We start from the raw sequence: 20,960 nt of genomic DNA on the forward strand, positions 1-20,960 counted from the left end.
AACATAAAGATAAGCAGCGGGACTTGCTTTGATTGCGATAGCTCTCGCCAATTTTTATCCGCTTGTGTGTAATCGGAAAATTAAATGTAAATTTATAACGGAAATAAACTGTCGAAGGAAATTGTGCTGGCTGATAGGTTTTATCAAATATTTTCACGGGTTTGCTATGATCATACATAATACATAGCGCCATTTTCATATCCTCAATTTTTTTATAAAGCAATCCCCAACGAATCAGATCTTGTTTACGGACAGACTCACCGCCAAACTCCCAAGCACGTTCATTAATTACTGCATCCAAAAAGTTAGCATCATACGCTTGTATTTTGGAAGACCCGACGCCAAATGCTCTTTCACGAACTTTTTCCAAAGCCTGTCTCGGTGATATTTTGGCCATTTCATGTACTGCATCAGGATTTTCAATCTGACTTTGAGCTTCGGCATACATGAGATAAATATCGGAGTATCGCATTAGTATCCAATTGACTCCAGTAGCGATACGCCCTGTCGCGGTCTTGTGCATAGCAAGATAGGAATTAGACATCCAGTAAATCCTCCATTTACCAAATTTTACATCATTCGGATTATTACTCACCTTCTCTTTATTGTCAGCTCCATAGCCAATCCAGCTAAGCGTCACGTCACGCCTTTTATCTTCTCTGTCGAAGGAATAAAAATAATATGCGGTTGAGGTTACATAACTACCACCGAATCCACGGGAGCCATACTTTGAATTTCCATCCACAGCATAGCCCATCAAGGAGCCAATATCTCCATTGTTACCCATGCCAAATGCTACTTCAAACAAATTTTCATTTGAAGCATTTGGACGATTACCACATACGGAAGACCATATATTCTCAAAATCTGGATCCAAACGATGCGGGTTATCTGCTGATCCGATCAATTCTGCGGCCTGTTCTGCTGCGATACGGTAATATTCTTTCCAGTTTTGAGGGCGACCTACATAATAGCCATTGTTGGAAGGTATTGTCGGATGCTTCTCAGCAGTTGAATTAGGAAATGCTTTACTGTCTCTGAGAGACCAGCCGCCAGCAAATAATGCGACACGTGCCAACAGACCTTTTGCGAAACCTTTGGTTACACGTTCTACTGTACCATACTCACTATTTCCGCCTTTGTATGGAAGATAGGACTGTGCTTCTTCCAAGTCCTTTACCAAATAATGATACACCGTATCCTTATCGGATTTTGGCAAGTACACATTAGACAGGTCGGACTTGGAAGCTTCTTTTTTATACGGAATATCACCCCAATACCGCGCAAGCTCAAAAAATGCGAGCGATTTAAGTGTGAGCGCTTCTCCCAGAAGAGGTTTCATGCTATTTGCTTCACTCGCGAGAATCGGTGAATTGCGGATACCATCGACGACTGCGGTTGCCATTTCTGCAAACTCGAACAAACGTTGCCACCTTGTCGTAGAATTGTTGGCGTGTCCGAAATAATTTCCGGCGCCAAAATCGTCTGTCTGAGAGATATATCCGGTTTCGCTAAATGACCCATTGGATTCCGTATCCGATACTCCTTGCCAGTTGACCGATAATTTCTGCCCATAGATATAGGTATCGGTCATTTTCCCATACAGTCCCATAACCGCAGCTTTAGTCATAGAACTTGTCTTAAATACAGTCTCTCCACTTAGGGAAGAAGGAGAACTGGTTTCAAGATATTTTTTGCATGAACTCATACAGGCCAGTATGACAACAGCAATGATGATTATATTTTTCATGTTCTTGTGTTTAAAATGTAACATTTAATCCAAACAACACCTTTCTCGCTTTCGGATAGGCAGAGTATCCTACCCCGGGAGTCAATGGATTACGTTGTGTGTCAACCTCTGGATCCTGTCCACTATATTTTGTCCAGACATGCAGGTTATAGCCAGCGACATAAATGCGTAAATTCTGCATAAGAAGCCGCTTAGCAATATGTGTCGGCAAGGTGTAGCCTAGTGTCACATTGCTCAGTCTGAGAAAGGAGCCGTCTTCGATGGCCCAATCGGTTAAAATACGACCATTTGCTGCCATAGGATTCCACATCGTCTTTCCTTCATTGAGCGCACGGAAAAGCTCGGGATTGGCATCATTTCCAAACATGATATTGGCACCAGTGGCAGGGTTTATCGTGGTAAAACGTTGTGAAAGCCTCATATCATTACTGATATTCTGATACCGTTTAGAACCTTCATAAGCCATGAAATCTATTTTATCTGCATTATATATGTCGTTGCCGTAAGACCAGTTAAACATACCCGCCAGATCAAAGCTTTTGTACTGCACATTCAACATCAAACCACCTGTGTGTTTTGGTTGTGCTTGGCCAATCACCGCTCTGTCATCCTCCAATGTAATTACCTGACCTTCTCCGCCCAACTTCTCAAGTTTAATATGACCTGGGCCAAAATAATTCCCCCCTCTGGACATTACTTTCGAAGCATCCACCACTCCTTCATTTAATAGCCATCTATTTTGCGTACCATCAAAAGTAAAATCATCAAAAGAATAGAAACCATCTTGTTTAAAACCATACATCAATCCCAGTGGCTGTCCAACAATGGCCCTAAAATCATCGCGTCCAAAATCCAGCCATGGAGAGGCTGGCGTTGTCATTTCATTCAGACCATCAATCAGCTTACGAATCTTATTGCGATTAAAAGCAATGTTAAAGTCTGCTGATAAACGAAAATCTTTTTTTTCCACCAATACTGCAGATGCCGAAAACTCAATTCCCCTATTGGAAGTACTACCTATATTCTGATACTGGTTGGCATACCCCGAGCTCGACGGCAACGGTACCTGAAGGATTAAATCGTTTGTAATATTATTATAAGCATCAACAGTAAGGTTCAACCGGTTTTTAAACAAGGAAAGATCCAAACCTATATTACTGGACACTGTGCTTTCCCATGTTAGATTTTCATTCTTCAGCGTGGTCTTCGTACGTAACGCACTCTGTGGGGTTTCTCCAATATAATACAATTGATTTGCCGCATTAATAAAATCATAGTCCTGCCGCCAATAAGATCCTACGCGCGCGTTACCGACAGAGCCGTGGCTCAAGCGCAATTTGGCGTCAGAAAGCCAAGCTTTGGTACCTGACATGAAAGACTCATCCGAAAATCTCCAGGCAAAAGCCGCACCTGGAAAAAATCCCCATTGATTGCCGGGTGCAAATACATTTTTACCATCTGCCCTACCCGTCAATGTCAGAATATAGCGATCGCTAAAAGTATAGTTAACCCTCGAGAAGAAGGAGGTCGTCCGTGATGGTTCGCGAATGGTGGTGTAGGTAGGCGATGGAATACCATAATTCCACATCGCTAACACGTCGTCGGTTGAGAAATCTTTGGGATAAAATTTAGACTCCAACAGCATATCGTTTTGCTCGCTATTTGTCATCTCCTGCCCCCCAACGATTGTAAAACGATGTTTATTTTCTTGCAGTTTGAAATCGTAAGTCAGCACATTTTGGAATGACCACAGCGCCCCTTTTTGATCTTCTCGCCGCGCTACGGGCTGACCACCGTTAGCGCTGGACTGCCCCGTACCATTTATCCAGATATTATCCGTAAAATTTTTATTGAAACCATAAGAACCTTTGGCATTGAAACTCAATCCTCTGGCGATTTTCCAATTCAGCCCGGCATTAAAAATTAAATTAAAGCGATTTTGATCTTTATACTCATTCACAACATTTACAACGGGGTCGTTGAGTGAGCTCAGCGCTTCAGCTGAAGTAATATCTTCCGCTCCACCAAGGGCTCCTTCGGTCAGCGATGCAAGACTGCGAACGGGCGCATATTTTACAGCTTCCCGCAACTTGCGCCCGTCAGAGATACTGGGACCCGTGATTTTTGTGTTTGACATCCGCGAGTTAAACTCAAAGGAAAGCTTAGGACTAATCTTTTTATTGAGCTTTGCGCTCACATAATCCCGCTGGTAAGCCGAGTTTAACATAATATAATCCTCATTGTCGTGTGTATAGTTTAAGTTATAGGTCAGACTTCCATCTTTGTCACCTCCCGTCATTCCCAAGCTATAGTTTTGCTGCAGCCCCGTATTACCATATAATTTATCCTGCCAATTAAGTCCATCTTTGGACTTATAGATATCCACATCTTCCCAGAGTCCATACATGGAATTAAAACTGTTATTCGCAGCCATAGAAGGATCGAGCTCACGCTGCCAGTATACATACTCATAGGGCGACAGTACCTCAGTAAGGTTGTACACTTTACTTGCAGCCAGATAGGAGTTGAAAGTAATTTTTGGATTTCCGCCTTTCCCAGATTTAGTCGTAATCAAGATAACCCCATTGGCTCCTTCAGAACCGTATATTGCAGTTGAGGCCGCATCTTTCAGTACATCTATATTTTCAATATCTGCCATCGGAATATCGTTGATATTGGCTACACGAAATCCATCGACAATATATAAGGGCGAATTGTCCTGGGTAATGGAACTTCCACCACGGACACGGACTTTTATCTGGGCATCAGGCGAACCTTCCGTTATGGTGACATTGACCCCCGGTAAACGACCGGATATGGCTTGAAGGACAGATACTGTGGGTAGATCTTTCAATTGTTCGGCGTTAATAGAGGCTACTGAACCTGTCAGATCTTTCCGTTTTGTAGTACCATAGCCGATGGCTACAACTTCATCCATCATTAACGTATTATCTGCAAGAACAACATCTATTTTCATACGTCCATTGACCTGAACTTCTTGGCTTTTTTTTCCAACAAAAACAAATACAAGAACAGCATTTTCGGGAACATCCTTAAATGCATAACTTCCCGACTGATCAGTTGATGTCACCATACTGCTTGATTTTATTCGCACAGTTACCCCTGTTATCGGAACTCCTTTTTCATCCAACACCTTGCCTACGATAGCAATAGACCTTTGAGATATCCATCGAACCTGCTTACGGGGGCTATCCAAAAGCACTGTCATGGTCGCATAACTATCGTTTGCCTGAATGGTAGTTGAAATGAACACCAGCAAGAAGCCAATATTCACCCGGCTCCGCCAATTGTAATAAGGTACATCCCTAACACCATCTGAATGCAACAAATTTTTACGCAGCTGCGTAGAACGAAACAAAGAAAACTTTATTCCGTCAAATGGTTTCAATTTGTTATTTCTCATAAGATTTGATTTATAATTGCTTGGCTATATCGCTCGATTTATGCGAAATCACTTCCATACTTGGGGTTTAGTGCAGATAAATTTGCGAGGATTCCATTGATCATTCCCCACAATAACCGTATCATAAGTATAACTAGCAGCTTCCGCATCAGTTAGTATTGCTTTTGACACACCCATCTCATTATTGCTGTTTTTAAATCGTGTCTTACGATTGTCGGTGCCTATCGCATTTCCTGACACATCTATACTTTTGTAATCGGCAAATATTTTGGGAATCCCCCCCATATCTGTCCATCCTTCTTTGGCCACCGGGATATTCATTCGTGTGTAAAGAAAAACAGCTTTAGGCTGATCGTGCCATGGACGTCCTAATTTTACTTTTCCATCTGCGGCAGCGGTATTTCCATCGATTGTACAATATTTAAACACGTAACCCCATTTAGTTTCCTCCTTATGGCTCGGAGCCACAATCACCGATCCGCTGCGAACATTATACAAGGTGCAATGCTCAACATATGCATTACCGCCCCCATAAAAATAATCTACAGCCCCTTCTATCCAGCAATTGTATACATATAGCCGATCATTGGGCTTGCGTGTACTAGTCATCCAGGTATCTTGAAAAGATCGGAATATGCAACCACTAAATGCTACCCTATCCGCTTGGATACGTATTGCCAAAGCCTGTGGGCCGCTTTGCCGTTCAAGTCCCCAATCATTTATAAAACTGATATTTTCGGCATAAAAATCATCCCCATAGATTGACACCACTGCCCCGGGATAGCGATAAACCGCTGCTTTGGGATTGTGAACGGAAAATTCCCAAGCTGCAGTGTCTGTTTGATACCATTTAGAATCCGGCTTAGGTAAAGACTGTACGTTTAACTTAAAATGAACACGTGTTTGCTGCTTATCTTGACCAATTAAATGGATGAATCTTTTTTCTATGGGTACCGTGATTACTTCATTATAGTCTCCATTTTTCACATAAATACGGTAAGGTTCACCGCAATGTTTTGGCGCACTATCAATTGCCTTTTGTATAGTTTTATAATCACCGGTACCATCGGCTGACACGACCACATTGTGACCTCCATCTAGTGCTATCGTTTTAATTATGCTGGCACAGCAAAAAAAGGGACTACAAAATTGAACATAGGTCAATAGAATAGATACAAGAATTTGTCTAATCATTAGAAGTCTATAATTGGTTCGTTTAACATTAAGTTTGCAAGACTGTCGTCAGCAATAATCAAAGCTAATGGAGCACAACAAATTAAAGGTTCAATAATTGACAAAAAAGGTTTAATTTTTATAAAAAACTAATTATAAGTGATTTATATTTAAAAATTATGATAAAAATGATTTATTTTTATTTCGCATAGTATATTCTTTTGGAGAGATCCCGAACATTTCCTTGAAACTAGTACTGAAATATTTGGGATTATTAAATCCTACGCGATAAGCTACATCGGATACGTTTTCCAGCCCCGCATCAAAATATAATTTAGCCTTTTTCAGGCGCAACTCCCGAACGAATTCAACTGGAGCTATATTTGTCAGGCTCTTAAATTTTTTGTAAAAGGTATTGCGGGCCAAATTCAGCTGTTCGGCAATCAAATCAATATTAAAGTCAGATTGGTTCATATGCTGTTCCACCACCTCAACTACCGTATCCAAGAATTTCTTATCCTTGTCGTCAATTTGAACTTCTGATACCTGAATTACAGGAGCATTCCGCTCAGTAACCTGTTTAAAATAGGATCTTCTTTTTTGAAGTAAATTATGAATAGCTGTTAATAGAAAAGCAGGTTCGAATGGCTTTGTGATATAATAATCAGCGCCATAATGCAATCCTTCAATTTGCGTTTCAACAGCGTGTTTAGCACTCAACAACACAAAAGGAATATGGCAAACCCGCGCATCCCGCCGAACTTCTTTCAACATTTCAATACCATCCATTACTGGCATCATCAGATCGCTTAATATAAAATCAGGCATCATGGAGTGAATCTTTTCCAACCCTTCTTTACCGTTTGTAGCTATTTCAACGTGATAATGAGCGTCTAATTGCCCCTTTAAAAATATTCGTAAATCCGCATTGTCTTCAACTAACAATAAAGTTTCATTTTTGTCTGTATCGAAAGATACCATGCTATGCTTATTGGGATCGGAATACGGAGGAAGGTCAAAAGAATTAAAATTACGGAATTCTTGAACATTTTGCGGTACATTTGCATTATTGTGAATTGGAATTTCAACGCTAACATGGAGTCCTTGGGTTTCCCTGTTTTTTGCATAAATGTTTCCGTCGTGTAATAATGTAAATTCTTTTGAAAGCGCTAAACCTACTCCCGTACCTTTTCTTTTATGCACTTTAGGGTTATTTTCTGTGTAAAATAATTCAAAAATATAAGGCATTGTTGCACTTGGAACTCCAGGTCCCTCATCAATGATATGGATATACATTTTCTCTTGCTCTAGGTTTAACTGGATTTCCACGCTACTTCCTTCGGGTGCATAATTGAGTGCATTTGACAACAAGTTGAAAAGGATTATCTCAATTTTCGTCTGATCTAGTTGAACAATCAGTTCTTTAAAAGCTGTAACAAATTTAAGATTCACCTGTTTTGCTTCGGCAGATGCAATAAACGCGAACAATACGTCAGAGATCAATACCACGATGTCGAATTGCGTAAGATGCAATTGATGCTTACTTTCCTGTACCTTTCGCAAGTCTAACAATTGATTGACAAAAAGCTCCATTCGCGCAGCATTCCGATGAATAATATCCATATATACCTGTTTTTTTGAATCGGTCTCTTCACGTATCAATTTCTTGACCGGGCTTATAATAAGTGTCAATGGTGTCCGCAATTCATGCGAAATATTAGTCAAAAACTCCATTTTAAGTGCACCAAGATGCTGTTCGAGAAGTACTTTCTGTTTTAAATGTATCATTTGCAGACATATTTTAAAAACTGCATAGGAAATCCCGAGAATCAAAAAACCGTAGACTATATATGCCATATGTGTCTTCCACCATGGTGGATTAATCATAAATTCAACCTTTCTATAAGGGATTCCTTCATAAAGATCATCTTCCCCCCTTATCTCAAGGGTGTAATCGCCGGGATTTAAATTGGTGTAGGTAATGCGTGTAATCTGGTTATTAAGATGCCAGCTAGTATCAATCTGTCTTATACGATATTGAAAATTAGGGTGCATATAACGCGGATCCGAAACTGTTACATCAAAAGATAGGTTATTTTGATTATGGTTTAATATAAGCCGATCAGTATATTGTACTCCGACTTGTTGTCCTTTTTTTTGGGTATTAATTACAAATTCCTTATTATTAATCAAGAGTCCAGTCAATAGAAGCTTCGGTTTGCTATATTTCTGTTGAAAGGCTTTGGTGTCGAGACAAAGTACTCCTTTTGTTGTACCAAAAAAAATCACTCCTTGCTTCCTCTGTACTACCGTCTTTTCTGAAAATCGCATATTACCAAAACCGTCACTTGCATTAAAATTTACGAACCTCTTTTTTTGACGATCAAACTTCGACAATCCACCTTCTGTTGCTAACCAAAGGTTATGTTCTTCATCTGAGATACAACTTAAAACATAATCATTAAAAAGTCCTTCGTTGGCGGTATAATGTTCAAATCGAAGAGCATTAAAAGGATCGCCACTGCATTTTGTCAATCCCCCCCCTGACGTACATATCCACATGGTTCCATAATGATCTTTGTACAGATATTGCACATCATTATCGCCAATATGATCTCCATCATAATACACAAAATAAAAATTATCCTTTTTATTGATTGGATTAACAACTAGAACACCATGGGTTGTCGCTACCCAAACCATTCCCTTATCATCGAGAGTTAATTGCCGAACTCTGTTAAATACATCTTTCCGCAAACCAGATTTATGCAATGCTATTTGTTCAAATTTCGTTACTCCATTAATTTCAGTAGCTCGAAGTAAACCCGCTCCATAAGTTCCTATCCAAATAGCCCCCTGTTTATCCTGCAATAACGAATAAACTTGGTTGCTAATTAATTTTTTGTTTATCGTATTAAATTGTTCAAGTCTATATGAAGTTCGCTCCTTATTTTGTGGTACAGCCTTTAACAGCCCATGCTTCTTAGTACCCATCCACATTGTTCCTTTACGATCCTCCAATAGACTATAGACGGACGAAAGTGCTTCTGAATCCACGCCACTGAAAGAAATTGGCAAAATTTTCCCCTGATCAAAAACTGATATGCGTCCCAATTTTTTGCCAACCCAAAACCTTCCCAACTGATCAAATAGAAGGCTACGAACTTCAGGGTCCGTTGCTTTCACCTCTTCGTTACCAAAAGGTTGGAATGACACCCCTTTATTGTAAAAGACTATCCGTGCCATTCCCTCCCCCTCTACGGCAAACCAAATTACACCAGCAGGGTCATATAGAATATCATGGACAAAGCGTGGAAAGTCTATCTGTTGACCATTGATTGATTTGAAAGAAAAGCTGAGCTGGGCATTCTGTTCATCAAAAAAACCGAATCCGCCCCCTCGCATACTGATCCAGACTCTTTGCGATGCATCCTCAAAACATTTAAAACTCACGGTTGAACTCTTTTTAAAGAAAGGAGAACTAAAATAGTTGCTTTTAAGATCGTTCAAATTCAGCAGGACCACGCCATTTCCTTCTGGTTCAAGCCACAATCGTCGCTTACTATCTTCATAAATTCCAGTAAGGCTAGTTCGAAATTGATATAGTTTCTGTATTGTATGCCTTACGACATCAAATGCAATAAGTTCACCCAAGGAGGTCGACAGGAAAAGCTGCTTTTGATCGCGTGACATACGCATTTCATTGATTCGTCCTTTTGTTACCGATAACTTCTGCAATTTTTGTCCTTGTTTATTATACACCAAAAGGTTGTTTTTTTCGGTAGAAAAAAACATGAAATCAGAAGATTCAGCAATCTTAAAGATACCATTTGAAGCCAATTCAAAAGATTGAATAACATGTGGCTTATTCCCTTTTTTTGAAGATAATTGAAGCAAATGAAGACCATCTTTTGTCCCAATCCATACCTGTCCTTCGACATTCCTATGGAAGAAAGTCAATTGATTTGACGATAGATGATTATCTACAGCTTTATTGTCTGAGCTAAAGATTGAATAGTCAGAATTTCCACTTTTCGTATCTATACAAAATAAACCATCGTCTGTGCTGCCTACCCATATAGATTGTGCATCAATTGCTAAAATTTTGTTAAACTGTACTGATTTTTTTTGTGTAGCTTCCACCTTTTCCGATATCGAGCAAAACTCTTCGGTAGCCTTGTCAAAACGATAAAGTTTCATATCATAAGTAAGAAACCAGATGTCGTTTTTATTACCATCGATCATCTGAATAACTCGACGACTTGCGACATCATACTTCTTGGATTCTGTAGAATTATAGGTTTTGAAATGCTGACCATCGTACCGGTTAATTCCGTTCCATGTGCTAATCCAGATAAAACCATCCTTATCCTTCAATAGTCCTGTCAGATTACCATGAGAAAGACCTTTATCTCCGCCAAAATGATCCAATCTAAAACTTTCCTGACCTAGAACGGTGGGTATATAAGCGAATACTACCGCTAATAAAAATATCCACGAACTACTAAATTTTATCATAATGAAGATTAGATTTATCCCTCTCTTTTTGAAAATTTGGTTACTACCTAAAAGTAGCTTTTTATTCACGTATTACTTTATATTTTCTACGCAAACGATCTCAAAAATATGATATGCAGATATTGCCCAATCTAAGTATATATGGCAACCTAATAGTAATAAGATCCATATTGGACCGATTTATCTTATTCTTATGGATTGAATTATTTTTAAGCTCCTGAAAAATTGATTTTAAAAGTGTATGCCGTTGCTGTGCCATTAGCACCTGACAAAAAAAATTAAACAATAATATTACAAATAAACTTTTAATCAAACACAAACTTCTCTTATGCTTACAATTGGTTATTTCAAGCAACAAGATAAGAAATTATTTACGGTAGCAAAACTTCTAACCAAGTCTGGCGATCTACACGTTCTTTTATAACAAAAAAGACTATCCTAGGATAGTCTTTTTTGTTATAAACTCTTCTGTAGTAACTTATGCTGCGAAGCCGTAAAAATATTCCGGAAGATTATATTGATTTCATGATCAATGGCGGCCCCCGAGATTCCGGTATGCGGATAGAGTCTTATTGTATTTGTAAAGATACATTCCACAAAATCTCGACTTTGTATCCCTATCTGTTCATAAATTGCTGCATTATCATTGCCATCATGAAGATTTACCCAAGAAAGAACGGCCAAATTCATTATTGCTTCCCTCCGATTAACATAATCTTGCTGAAAGTCATCGAGTACCCTAAACGCTTCTTTACTTTCAGTCTTCTCCCATTTGGATTGATTGCTTTTTAACACAAATAGTTTTTCTATTAAATCCAAAAAGCGCTTATACATTCCCGTAAAGTTGGCCAGTAAAGTCAATTCCGCAAAAGGCATAAAGGGATATTGATACAACAGCTCGCTACGTGTACTTTTTGCCGCATCAATATCAAAAGACTGCCTACCATCAACGAGTATGTCTTCCAGCGAAAAGGAATGCGAAGCCGTAGCCTCCAATCCAAATGTATCCCAGTCGTAATGCACCAGTACATGGTCACGATCCACAAAAAATGATTTTATCAGTGGTTCACCTTTTTCGTCCAACACGGGTTTTCCTGCCTCCTGAATTGCAGCATTTAAGGTAAAATGGGTTAAATGAGGAGCTCCGGTTGCATATCTCCAAAAACCGCGGAGCCGATAATGTTCACCTTCACGTGTAGCTGTACCTGATACCTGCCCACTGCCGCCAAAACAAACCCGATCCGTTTTGAAAATCTGATCTCCTAAAACCGGATCAATAAAACCGACAAAGAGATTTGCTCCTGAGCATAACGTTACTGTCCAAGCTAATCCCCCATCCCAATAAGCCAGGTCAGCCAATAAATTGAGCCCTTCAGGTAGACTTAACCCCAATCCACCCAATGCAGGTGGAACCCAAATCTTAAACCATTTCCGACGAAAAATCAGTTCGAGCTGTCCATCCGACAATGTTTTCTGATGGATTCCCTTAGCCTGATTATCTTTCAGAATAGCAATATCTTCGCTATTGAGTTGCATATCTTTCTTCACTTATTATTCTCCTCCAATTAAAATATCCACTAAATGCCATAACAAATAAAAACAAGGTCAAGCCCGAATAAAGAAATAACCCTTTATGGATCAGTAAAGGAATTGCCATCAGATTACTGATATTCAACAATATCCAATTTTCTATCTTCCGTTTTGCCAATAACCACATCCCTGCCCAAGCTGTGCAGGAAACTGCAGAGTCCCAAAGCGGTACATCAGAATCCGTTAAATGGACCAATCCGAAATAAAACAACAGAAAACCGAGAGCGCAGATTCCCCCTACTATCCACCATTCTTTCGGCTCACAATGCGTTATGGGAGCAGCAACATCGCTACTATATTTCCAATAGATCCAGCCATAGATGCTCATGATCAAATAATAGAGATGTAGTAATATTTCTGCATATAGTTTCGCATGGAATAATACGTAAACAGAAATTAAGATACCAATAATCCCAAAAATGTAATTGATCGATTTATTTTGCCGGGAAAACCAAACCTGTAAAATACCAAAGGATACCCCTAGCCATTCCGCGATGGTGGCCTGTTGAATCTGTTTTATAAAAGCTTCGAAAATTGTTTCAGAAGTCATCGCCTTGTTTATTATTTCGTGTAATTCATAATAAACCTATGGGAGAAAAACGGACGTTTTTATTGAAATTAAATCCCTACGCCAGCATTACCTGGATCAGGTATATAAAAGCGATTGTACAAGGAGGTACAATCGCTTTTATTGGGTATAATCTCAGCCGAGAATGACCATGGTCATTCCAAGCACCCCATAAGTATATTTTCTGTCGAATTGATTATTCTATATCAATCAATTTCAACGCTTTGTGCGTACGCGTACGCGTTTCTTTACATAGTTGCGCATCATCGTTCAATGATTTCCCGTGTGAAGGAATCATTTCACGTAGTTTTTTACGGTATTCATCTGATTTCGCACGTTCAGGGAAACATCTCTTCAACAGGCTGATCATGATAGCAACTGACGTCGAAGCTCCAGGAGAAGCTCCTAATAGCGCAGCAATAGAACCATCTGCACTAGAAACGACCTCTGTACCAAATTCTAAAATTCCACCTTTCTTCTCATCTTTCTTGATGACCTGAACACGTTGTCCTGCTTTCTCGATAACCCAATCCTCCAATTTAGCTGTAGGCATAAATTGTTTTAAAGACTCTAGTTTATCTTTTGGTGACTTCATGACTTCAGTAATAAGATACTTCGTCAAAGGTAAGTTGTCAAGTCCGGCTGATAACATCGGGCGGATATTGGACAATTTGATAGAAGCAGGTAAATCGAAGTAAGACCCTTGTTTTAAGAATTTAGTTGAGAAACCTGCATATGGTCCAAACAATAACGCTTGTTTGCCATCAATATAACGTGTATCTAAGTGCGGTACAGACATTGGAGGAGCTCCAACAGAAGCTTTTCCATACACTTTCGCATGATGTGTATTAATGATCTCTTCATTTACACAACGTAGCCATTGGCCCCCTACAGGAAATCCGCCATAGCCTTTTGCTTCGGGTATTCCAGATTTTTCCAACAACAACAACGAGTGGCCACCGGCCCCAATAAATACAAACTTTGCTTTTATTTCTCTCTTTGTTCCTGTCTTTAAATCTTTGACCTCCACTTCCCAACGGCCATCGTCTTCACGTTCGATGTCGATTACTTCATGGTTTAAGGAGATCGAAATATTTTCTTTATTTTCAAGATTAGCGATCAAATCACGTGTCAACGACCCAAAATTAACATCAGTGCCCAGATCCATTTTTGTCGCAGCGATTTTTTCATCGGCCTCGCGTCCTTCCATCATCAATGGAATCCACGATTTCAACAATGCCGTATCTTCGGTATACTCCATCCCTTTGAACAAGTTTTGGGTCGTCAATGTTTCCCATCTTGTCTTTAGGAATTTAGCATCTTTTTCACCAAAAACCGCACTCATGTGTGGAATACTACGGATAAAATTTTCAGGTTGGGCAATAATGCCTTTATCAACGAGGTAGGACCAAAATTGCTTAGACACTTCAAATTGCTCTGCAATTTTAACTGCTTTATCAATCTTTACAGAACCATCTTTCTGTTCGGGGGTATAATTTAACTCGCATAAGGCAGAGTGACCCGTGCCAGCATTATTCCAAGCGTCAGAACTTTCAGCAGCCACAACATCCAAACGCTCAAGAATTTCAATATTAACGTCTGGGCTTAATTCATTGATTAGAGTACCCAAAGTAGCACTCATAATACCGGCGCCGATCAGAACAACGTCAACTTCTTTATTTGATTTTTTGCTCATGTTTTTGTGATTGATGCAAATTTAATATAGTTTTTGGTAAACGTCCAAGTCTTTTGTCAAAAAACTGTACTTTTTAGAACCACTTATTCAAAAATACCATTGATTTATTAAAATAATCCTAAGTGAGCGATCGCTTACCGTAAAATTCTAAAATTGTTTCCTGAAAACACGCTTCCACTCCAACGTAAACACAAGGTCAACACACAATGTTTTTCTATTTTAAACCGTTATTTATCGAAAGATTTTGTGTTATAATATAGTTTTAACATTTTTGCAGAACATCGAAAGGCAATAGTGTACACAATAGCTAAAAAACAAGATCATTTATTCGCTAATACGACGGCATCGAAAAAACACAAGCACTGGGGCATAACCAAGATAAACCAAATGGAAACGAGTTCATGTTTCGTATTGAATTCCAGTAACAGACGGGCTGTGAGAGAAAGACAGCGCGTGGAAAATGGACATAAATGCCTAAGTGTGAATAATTGAAGAACAAATAACTTATACAGATGAAAATACTCGAAGGAAAAATTGCTTTAGTAACAGGAGCATCAAAAGGAATCGGAAGAAAAATTGCAGAAGTGTTTGCACAACATGGTGCTAACGTCGCTTTTACATATCTTTCTTCTGTCGAAAAAGGACAGGCGCTAGAACAGGAGCTTCAGGCTTTCGGCACCAAAGTGATTGGTTATCGCTCTGATGCTTCAAAATTCGAAGAAGCAGAACAATTAATCAACGCGATCGTTGCCGATTTTGGGGGATTAGATATCGTTGTAAATAATGCCGGTATCACAAAAGACGGCTTGTTAATGCGTATGACCGAAGAGAATTGGGATGATGTATTAAATGTCAACTTAAAATCTGTCTTTAACGTTACAAAAGCTGCTTCGAAAATTATGATGAAAAACCGTAAAGGTTCATTTATCAATATGTCTTCAGTTGTTGGAGTTCAAGGAAATGCCGGTCAGGCAAATTATGCCGCATCAAAAGCTGGTATTATCGGGTTCACAAAATCTATCGCTAAAGAATTAGGCTCTCGTAATATCCGTGCAAACGTAGTTGCTCCAGGTTTTATACGTACCGAAATGACTGATGTACTGGATCCTAAAGTTGTGGCTGGATGGGAAGCCGGGATTCCATTGAAACGTGCTGGCGAACCAGAAGACGTTGCCAATGCATGTCTTTATTTAGCATCTGATTTATCAGCATACGTAACCGGACAGGTTCTTCCTGTTGATGGTGGTATGTTATAAAATAAACAGGCTTAGGTTGAGTTAAGAAAACTTGACCTAAGCCTGTTCTCTAGTTATATTTCACGGCCTATCCTGATCTATTTCTACGAAACACCTATGCACGCCACAATTAACGGTTTTCTTTTCCAAATTTTAGTTAATTTTGTCCATCAAATTTTTAAATGCTATGACGAACTGGAAGGATTTTTTTGACATTAAAACCGAGGATGATTTTAATCAGCATTGTTTAGATACCTACCAATTCCAAAGCCAGCATTGCAAAATTTATCGTGACTATATCAGGCTCCTTGGGCGAGAAAAAGACCTGATTCAGCACTATACCGATATTCCTTTCATGCCCATCGAATTTTTTAAGACCCAACAGGTTATTGCTGAAGGGATGGAGGCTGAAATCGTATTCGCGAGTTCGGGTACAACAGGTATGGTCACCTCAAAACATCTGGTCGCTGACCGGAGCATATATGAGCGAACTTTTCGGAAGATTTTCGAAAGTTTTTATGGTCCGCTCGGCAACATCGCCGTCCTTGCATTGCTCCCATCCTACCTAGAGCGAAGTGGTTCGTCGCTGATCTATATGATTGATGATCTCATGAAGCAAAGTGAGCAACCGGAAAGCAATTATTTTCTCTATAACCACCAAGAGCTTTTCGATACACTTATTAAGCTCAAAAATAAAGGCACAAAGACCATCCTCTTTGGCGTAACGTATGCCCTACTCGACTTCATTGAACAATATGCCTTTGAATTTCCTGAACTGATCATTATGGAAACCGGCGGAATGAAAGGTAAGCGTAAGGAAATGGTGAAACAGGAAATCCATAAACTCCTGGAAGAAGCCTTTTCTGTGCATGGTATCCATTCTGAATATGGCATGACAGAATTACTCTCACAAGGCTACTCTTCAGGTCAGGGAATATTCTATCTTCCCAAATGGATGAAAATCTTGATCCGAGATACCAATGATCCTTTAAGCCTGATTCCGTTGAATAAAACTGGCGGCATCAATGTAATCGACCTCGCCAATCGCTACTCCTGTTCATTTATAGCCACACAAGATTTAGGTAAAGTATATCAGGATGGCTCTTTTGAAATATTGGGACGTTTTGACCAAAGTGATATTCGTGGTTGTAATCTGTTGGTTCAGTAATGATCTGATATGACCAGCGCGGCATTTGCCAAACGGTTTGGTTCCCTCAAAGCAAATTGCCTATACCATAATAAAAAAACACCTGGTCATGATGCACGGCCAGGTGTTTTTTTATTCGAAATACGATTCCTATTTCAGACTCGGATCTTCAAAGGTATTGCCCGATCGCATATCCCCCGAATCATATCCTTTTTTAAACCATTCCATACGTTGCGCAGATGTACCATGCGTAAATGATTCAGGAACAGCATAGCCCTGTGCTTCAGTCTGTAATTTATCGTCACCAACAGCAGCTGCCGCTTTCATCCCGTCCATTATATCATTATAATCAATTTTTATATCGGTTAAATCATTGATGTAATGCGCCCAAACACCTGCATAAAAATCCGCTTGCAGCTCGGTCATAACGGAGATCCTGTTATTTTCACGCTCGCTCAGTTTCCCACGGGCTTGATTGGTCTTCGGCAATAATCCCACCAATTGTTGGATATGATGTCCGACTTCATGCGCAATTACATACGCCATGGCGAACTCTCCCTTTGCACCGAATTTATCCGAAAGTTCTCTACTAAAGCTCAGATCCAGGTAAATCTTTTGATCACCCGGACAATAAAAAGGTCCGTAAGAAGCCTGCCCCATACCACAACCATCCGTTTGTGTTCCCCCATCGTAAAATACGAGTGTTGTAGGGGTATAATTTTTCTGCATCTGCTCTTTAAACAGCTTTGCCCAAACATCCTCGGTACTCTGAAGTACAGTTAATGAAAATTCAGTTAGTCTTTTTTCCTCCGGATTTAACTCACGCGGCTGTCCTGACTGTTCAGTTTGTGCCCCCATATTTTGGGCTTGCTGTAAGAGTTGCATCGGATCTCCACCCATCAAAAATCCAATGACCAAAACAATAATTCCACCAATTCCTCCTAAAGCAATTTTTCCTCCCCCCGACATTCCACGACGGTCCTCAAAATTACCACTTTGCTTGCCTCCTTGCCATTTCATAGTATTCCTATATTACAGTTAATAATCTTTTCTAATGTTGGTTAAACACAAATTCGGTACCAATGTTCTACATGAAGTAAATTTATTTGAAGAAAAAATTTACTTCACTTTACCTCGTAGTCCGCATCATATAAATAAATTTACCAGCAAACAAATGATAGTCATAAGCAAAAACAATGCTTTATAAGAGTAAAAACAGGAATTATTTCCCCAAGCCGTGATATTCGTCATTGCACATCAAAGCAAATTTGGCTAAGTTTGGGCTTTCAAAAAAACTGACATGAAATTAGAAGAACAATTACAAGCGAGAGCTGGCGGAAAATGTGAGCTGACAGGCGAAGATGCCACTTTAATTGCCTACACATTACCTCCGGAAATAACATCAAATTTGGACAATACTTTACTGATTTCAGAAACATTGGTCAATCAGCTCAACAAAACAGAACAATTAAATCCAGACGACTGGAAATTCCTTCCAAATGCAATGTGGGCCGAAAACCCATCGGTGCAAATTGTATGCTGGCGTATGTTAAACCGATTAAAAAATGAAGGCTGGGCGTCGGAAGCACTGGATATCCTCTATCTCGACGATGAAACACTATTGGAAGCTAAGAAAACTGGAGATCATGAAAATGATGGCTATGTTTCTTTTCATGAAGATAGCATCGGGCAACGACTGTTGGAGGGCGATACTGTTGTGCTGACAAAAACGCTTGACGTGAAAGGTTCCTCCTTAAAAGCGACTTTAGGCACCGTGGTTAAGAATATTCGACTAGTAGCAGACAATATCGAACAAATTGAAGGAAAGATTGAAGGTCAAACAATCGTTATATTGACCAAATATCTCCGTAAACAAAATTAAAATAGACTTTTCGACTAAATAATTAAGGCTTAAACTGGGGTTCATTCCTGTTTAAGCCTTAATTATTTAGAGAGATAGCAGTCACTATTGCGGATAATTCCGCACAAATTCAAAACGATAGTTTGAATGTTGTTTGAGACTATCGATCAAATCCGATAACAACCGCTGTCCTTTTTTCGTTTGATACATATTGTCATGTGTCAATAGCACAACATTGTTTTTCGTATAAGAGGTACCTTTACGGAGTAAATTCTTCATTTGGGTATACAACTGATTCACCGATAGGTCCGGTTTCCCTGTAACACCATTTATCTTCCACTCACAGTCCCAACCAATTACTTTGTAACCATTCTGGTGTAGTAACTCGGCAGTCGAAGCCCCACTTTTCAAATCAACCTTTTTACGGTCTCCGATATACCAGATATTTCGTCCCGGCAACCGAACTATTTTATGTGTTAATCCCAGCGATTGCTCAGCAAGTTCAAAATCTTCAAAAGCCGTCTGCGGATTCGAATAGAAAGTACTGTATTTATTGTGCGCATGCCAGTAACTGTGGTTGTAACAATCCACTAAAGGATTATTCTTGTAACGTTCTGTAAAACTGTGTAATTTTTTACTCATTTTATCATGATTGCCAATCAGAAAAGCATTAATTTTGATGCCTTTCGCTGTCGCAATGGAATCAAGGTGCTGGCTTCCATTCAGTGGACCATCGTCAAAAGTGAGATAAATATAACGTGGAGAAACAGTATCAGTCAACAATACGGTCGTATCTTTAGTCCCTTTGTAGTCCACATTTTCTTCCATTTTTGTAATGGTGTCTTTGCGCAGCGAATCCACTTTACTTATCGAATCTTGCACAGCAAGCAAACTATCCTTTTTTGGCGGCATAGAGTCAACAGCTCCCACATTTTGCACCTTATTTGTCCCACTTTGATTGCAGGAGTAAAATCCAAAAATAGATATACTTAACCCTACCCATACAACACCCGAATTAACCAGTTTTCTCATTACAAAAATTAACTTACACATTACAATTATTTCCCATAAACTCAAAATCACCTAAAATAAGCGGATCTCAGTCCCGTGTAGCGCAAAATTAATATATTTTTCATTAATCAAGCTGTTATGTTATTTAATTTATTGTGCATGTACACTAAAAGCTTCATGATTCCGAAAAACCCGGAGCTACGAATGCAAACAGCCTGTTATTTCTGGCCAAAAAAAAGGAACCTATATGTATATAGATTCCTTTTTTATCATGTTATTCAATTACTCGATTAATCTCTATGTCTTCCTCCGTGACCGTTACCACGCCCATGTCCGTTTCCATGCCCATGGCTATTGCCTCGTCCATGCCCATTTCGGCTATCGTATCGACGGCTTTCTCCCCATGAATGTTCGCGCCTTACACTACGTTCGCTGGCAAATGAATACCCACTACCACCGTGGTGGTTGTCACGGATAGATACTTGTCTTCCACGGTAACCGCCATAACGGCTTCTATACCGATCGTGGTGATGCCATGGTGTGCGATCGTTAATAACGACTTTATGAGCCCGATAAAAATCGTAATGTCTGTATCTCCTCGGTAAACTTGCTCTTCTTATCCAGCCGCCATTATCATAATAAACGTAACATCTCGCGGGTACATCGTAATACATATTGTATTCTGGAATATAATAATAGCGGGCATAATCATAACCTGCTGGCCCCCAGCTTGGCTGACTCCCAATATTGACACTGATACTGACTTGCGCTTGTGCAGCTCCCGCTGTAAAAAGGCCTGCAATAATCGCCGCCGCGTAAAACAATTTTTTCATAAGTAGCTCCTCCCTCTAGTTTGTAATTTCTTCTTTACAATACGACAACAAACAGTGTGCAAAAGATTAATGTTCAAATGTTAATTTTTGTTAACGAAGCAATAAGAATCTCATTTTAAACAGGTTAAATATGACTGTAGTTAGCAATAAAACC

General features: G+C 39.5%; 13 protein-coding genes. 3 read left to right on the forward strand and 10 right to left on the reverse strand.

What is annotated here, in order from left to right; translation table 11 throughout:
• From L1283_RS10700 to L1283_RS10730, 7 genes are all read right to left on the reverse strand, one after another.
• The coding region (locus L1283_RS10700; RefSeq protein ID WP_429626102.1) for a RagB/SusD family nutrient uptake outer membrane protein at positions 1 to 1,750 on the reverse strand (1,750 nt) is incomplete at its 3' end.
• 10 nt (positions 1,751 to 1,760) lie between these two features.
• Positions 1,761 to 5,174, reverse strand: coding sequence for a SusC/RagA family TonB-linked outer membrane protein (locus L1283_RS10705; protein ID WP_312352546.1), 3,414 nt, complete (start codon positions 5,172 to 5,174; stop codon positions 1,761 to 1,763).
• A 48-nt stretch (positions 5,175 to 5,222) separates the two neighbouring features.
• Complete coding sequence (locus L1283_RS10710) at positions 5,223 to 6,368, reverse strand: pectinesterase family protein (RefSeq protein WP_286733713.1); 1,146 nt, start codon at positions 6,366 to 6,368, stop codon at positions 5,223 to 5,225.
• A 156-nt stretch (positions 6,369 to 6,524) separates the two neighbouring features.
• Positions 6,525 to 10,865, reverse strand: coding sequence for a hybrid sensor histidine kinase/response regulator transcription factor (locus L1283_RS10715; protein WP_286850262.1), 4,341 nt, complete (start codon positions 10,863 to 10,865; stop codon positions 6,525 to 6,527).
• Between the two features lie 456 nt (positions 10,866 to 11,321).
• Complete coding sequence (locus L1283_RS10720) at positions 11,322 to 12,401, reverse strand: acyl-CoA dehydrogenase (RefSeq protein WP_286850265.1); 1,080 nt, start codon at positions 12,399 to 12,401, stop codon at positions 11,322 to 11,324.
• A complete protein-coding gene (gene pnuC / locus L1283_RS10725) occupies positions 12,388 to 13,005 on the reverse strand; it encodes a nicotinamide riboside transporter PnuC (RefSeq protein WP_286850267.1) in 618 nt (205 codons plus the stop codon). The genes L1283_RS10720 and pnuC overlap by 14 nt, the downstream gene beginning before the upstream one ends.
• A gap of 214 nt (positions 13,006 to 13,219) precedes the next feature.
• Entirely contained in the window at positions 13,220 to 14,719 is a 1,500-nt protein-coding gene (locus L1283_RS10730; protein WP_075991943.1) for a malate:quinone oxidoreductase, read from the reverse strand.
• Between the two features lie 512 nt (positions 14,720 to 15,231).
• On the opposite strand from L1283_RS10730, the gene fabG reads away from it, so the two are divergent.
• Positions 15,232 to 15,975: a 3-oxoacyl-[acyl-carrier-protein] reductase gene (gene fabG, locus L1283_RS10735; RefSeq protein WP_075991942.1), complete on the forward strand. Its 744-nt coding sequence runs from the start codon at positions 15,232 to 15,234 to the stop codon at positions 15,973 to 15,975.
• A 166-nt stretch (positions 15,976 to 16,141) separates the two neighbouring features.
• Positions 16,142 to 17,122 carry an acyl transferase gene (locus tag L1283_RS10740; protein ID WP_429626103.1) on the forward strand — a complete coding sequence of 327 codons (981 nt, stop codon included), beginning with the start codon at positions 16,142 to 16,144 and terminating at the stop codon, positions 17,120 to 17,122.
• Between the two features lie 129 nt (positions 17,123 to 17,251).
• Here L1283_RS10740 and ypfJ read toward each other — a convergent pair whose 3' ends face one another.
• A complete protein-coding gene (gene ypfJ / locus L1283_RS10745) occupies positions 17,252 to 18,121 on the reverse strand; it encodes a KPN_02809 family neutral zinc metallopeptidase (protein ID WP_088161011.1) in 870 nt (289 codons plus the stop codon).
• Positions 18,122 to 18,401: 280 nt separating this feature from the next.
• Between ypfJ and L1283_RS10750 the strand changes: the two genes are divergently transcribed.
• A complete protein-coding gene (locus L1283_RS10750; protein WP_088161010.1) occupies positions 18,402 to 18,983 on the forward strand; it encodes a PhnA domain-containing protein in 582 nt (193 codons plus the stop codon).
• An 84-nt stretch (positions 18,984 to 19,067) separates the two neighbouring features.
• On the opposite strand, the gene L1283_RS10755 is transcribed toward L1283_RS10750, so the two are convergent.
• Both L1283_RS10755 and L1283_RS10760 read right to left on the reverse strand, forming a co-directional pair.
• Positions 19,068 to 19,994, reverse strand: a complete 927-nt coding sequence (locus L1283_RS10755) for a polysaccharide deacetylase family protein (RefSeq protein WP_088161009.1) — start codon at positions 19,992 to 19,994, stop codon at positions 19,068 to 19,070.
• Between the two features lie 269 nt (positions 19,995 to 20,263).
• Positions 20,264 to 20,806, reverse strand: coding sequence for a hypothetical protein (locus L1283_RS10760; RefSeq protein ID WP_088161008.1), 543 nt, complete (start codon positions 20,804 to 20,806; stop codon positions 20,264 to 20,266).
• Positions 20,807 to 20,960 lie beyond the last annotated feature (154 nt).

It is taken from the genome of Sphingobacterium sp. HSC-15S19, from assembly GCF_050433745.1.
GTDB lineage: Bacteria > Bacteroidota > Bacteroidia > Sphingobacteriales > Sphingobacteriaceae > Sphingobacterium > Sphingobacterium siyangense.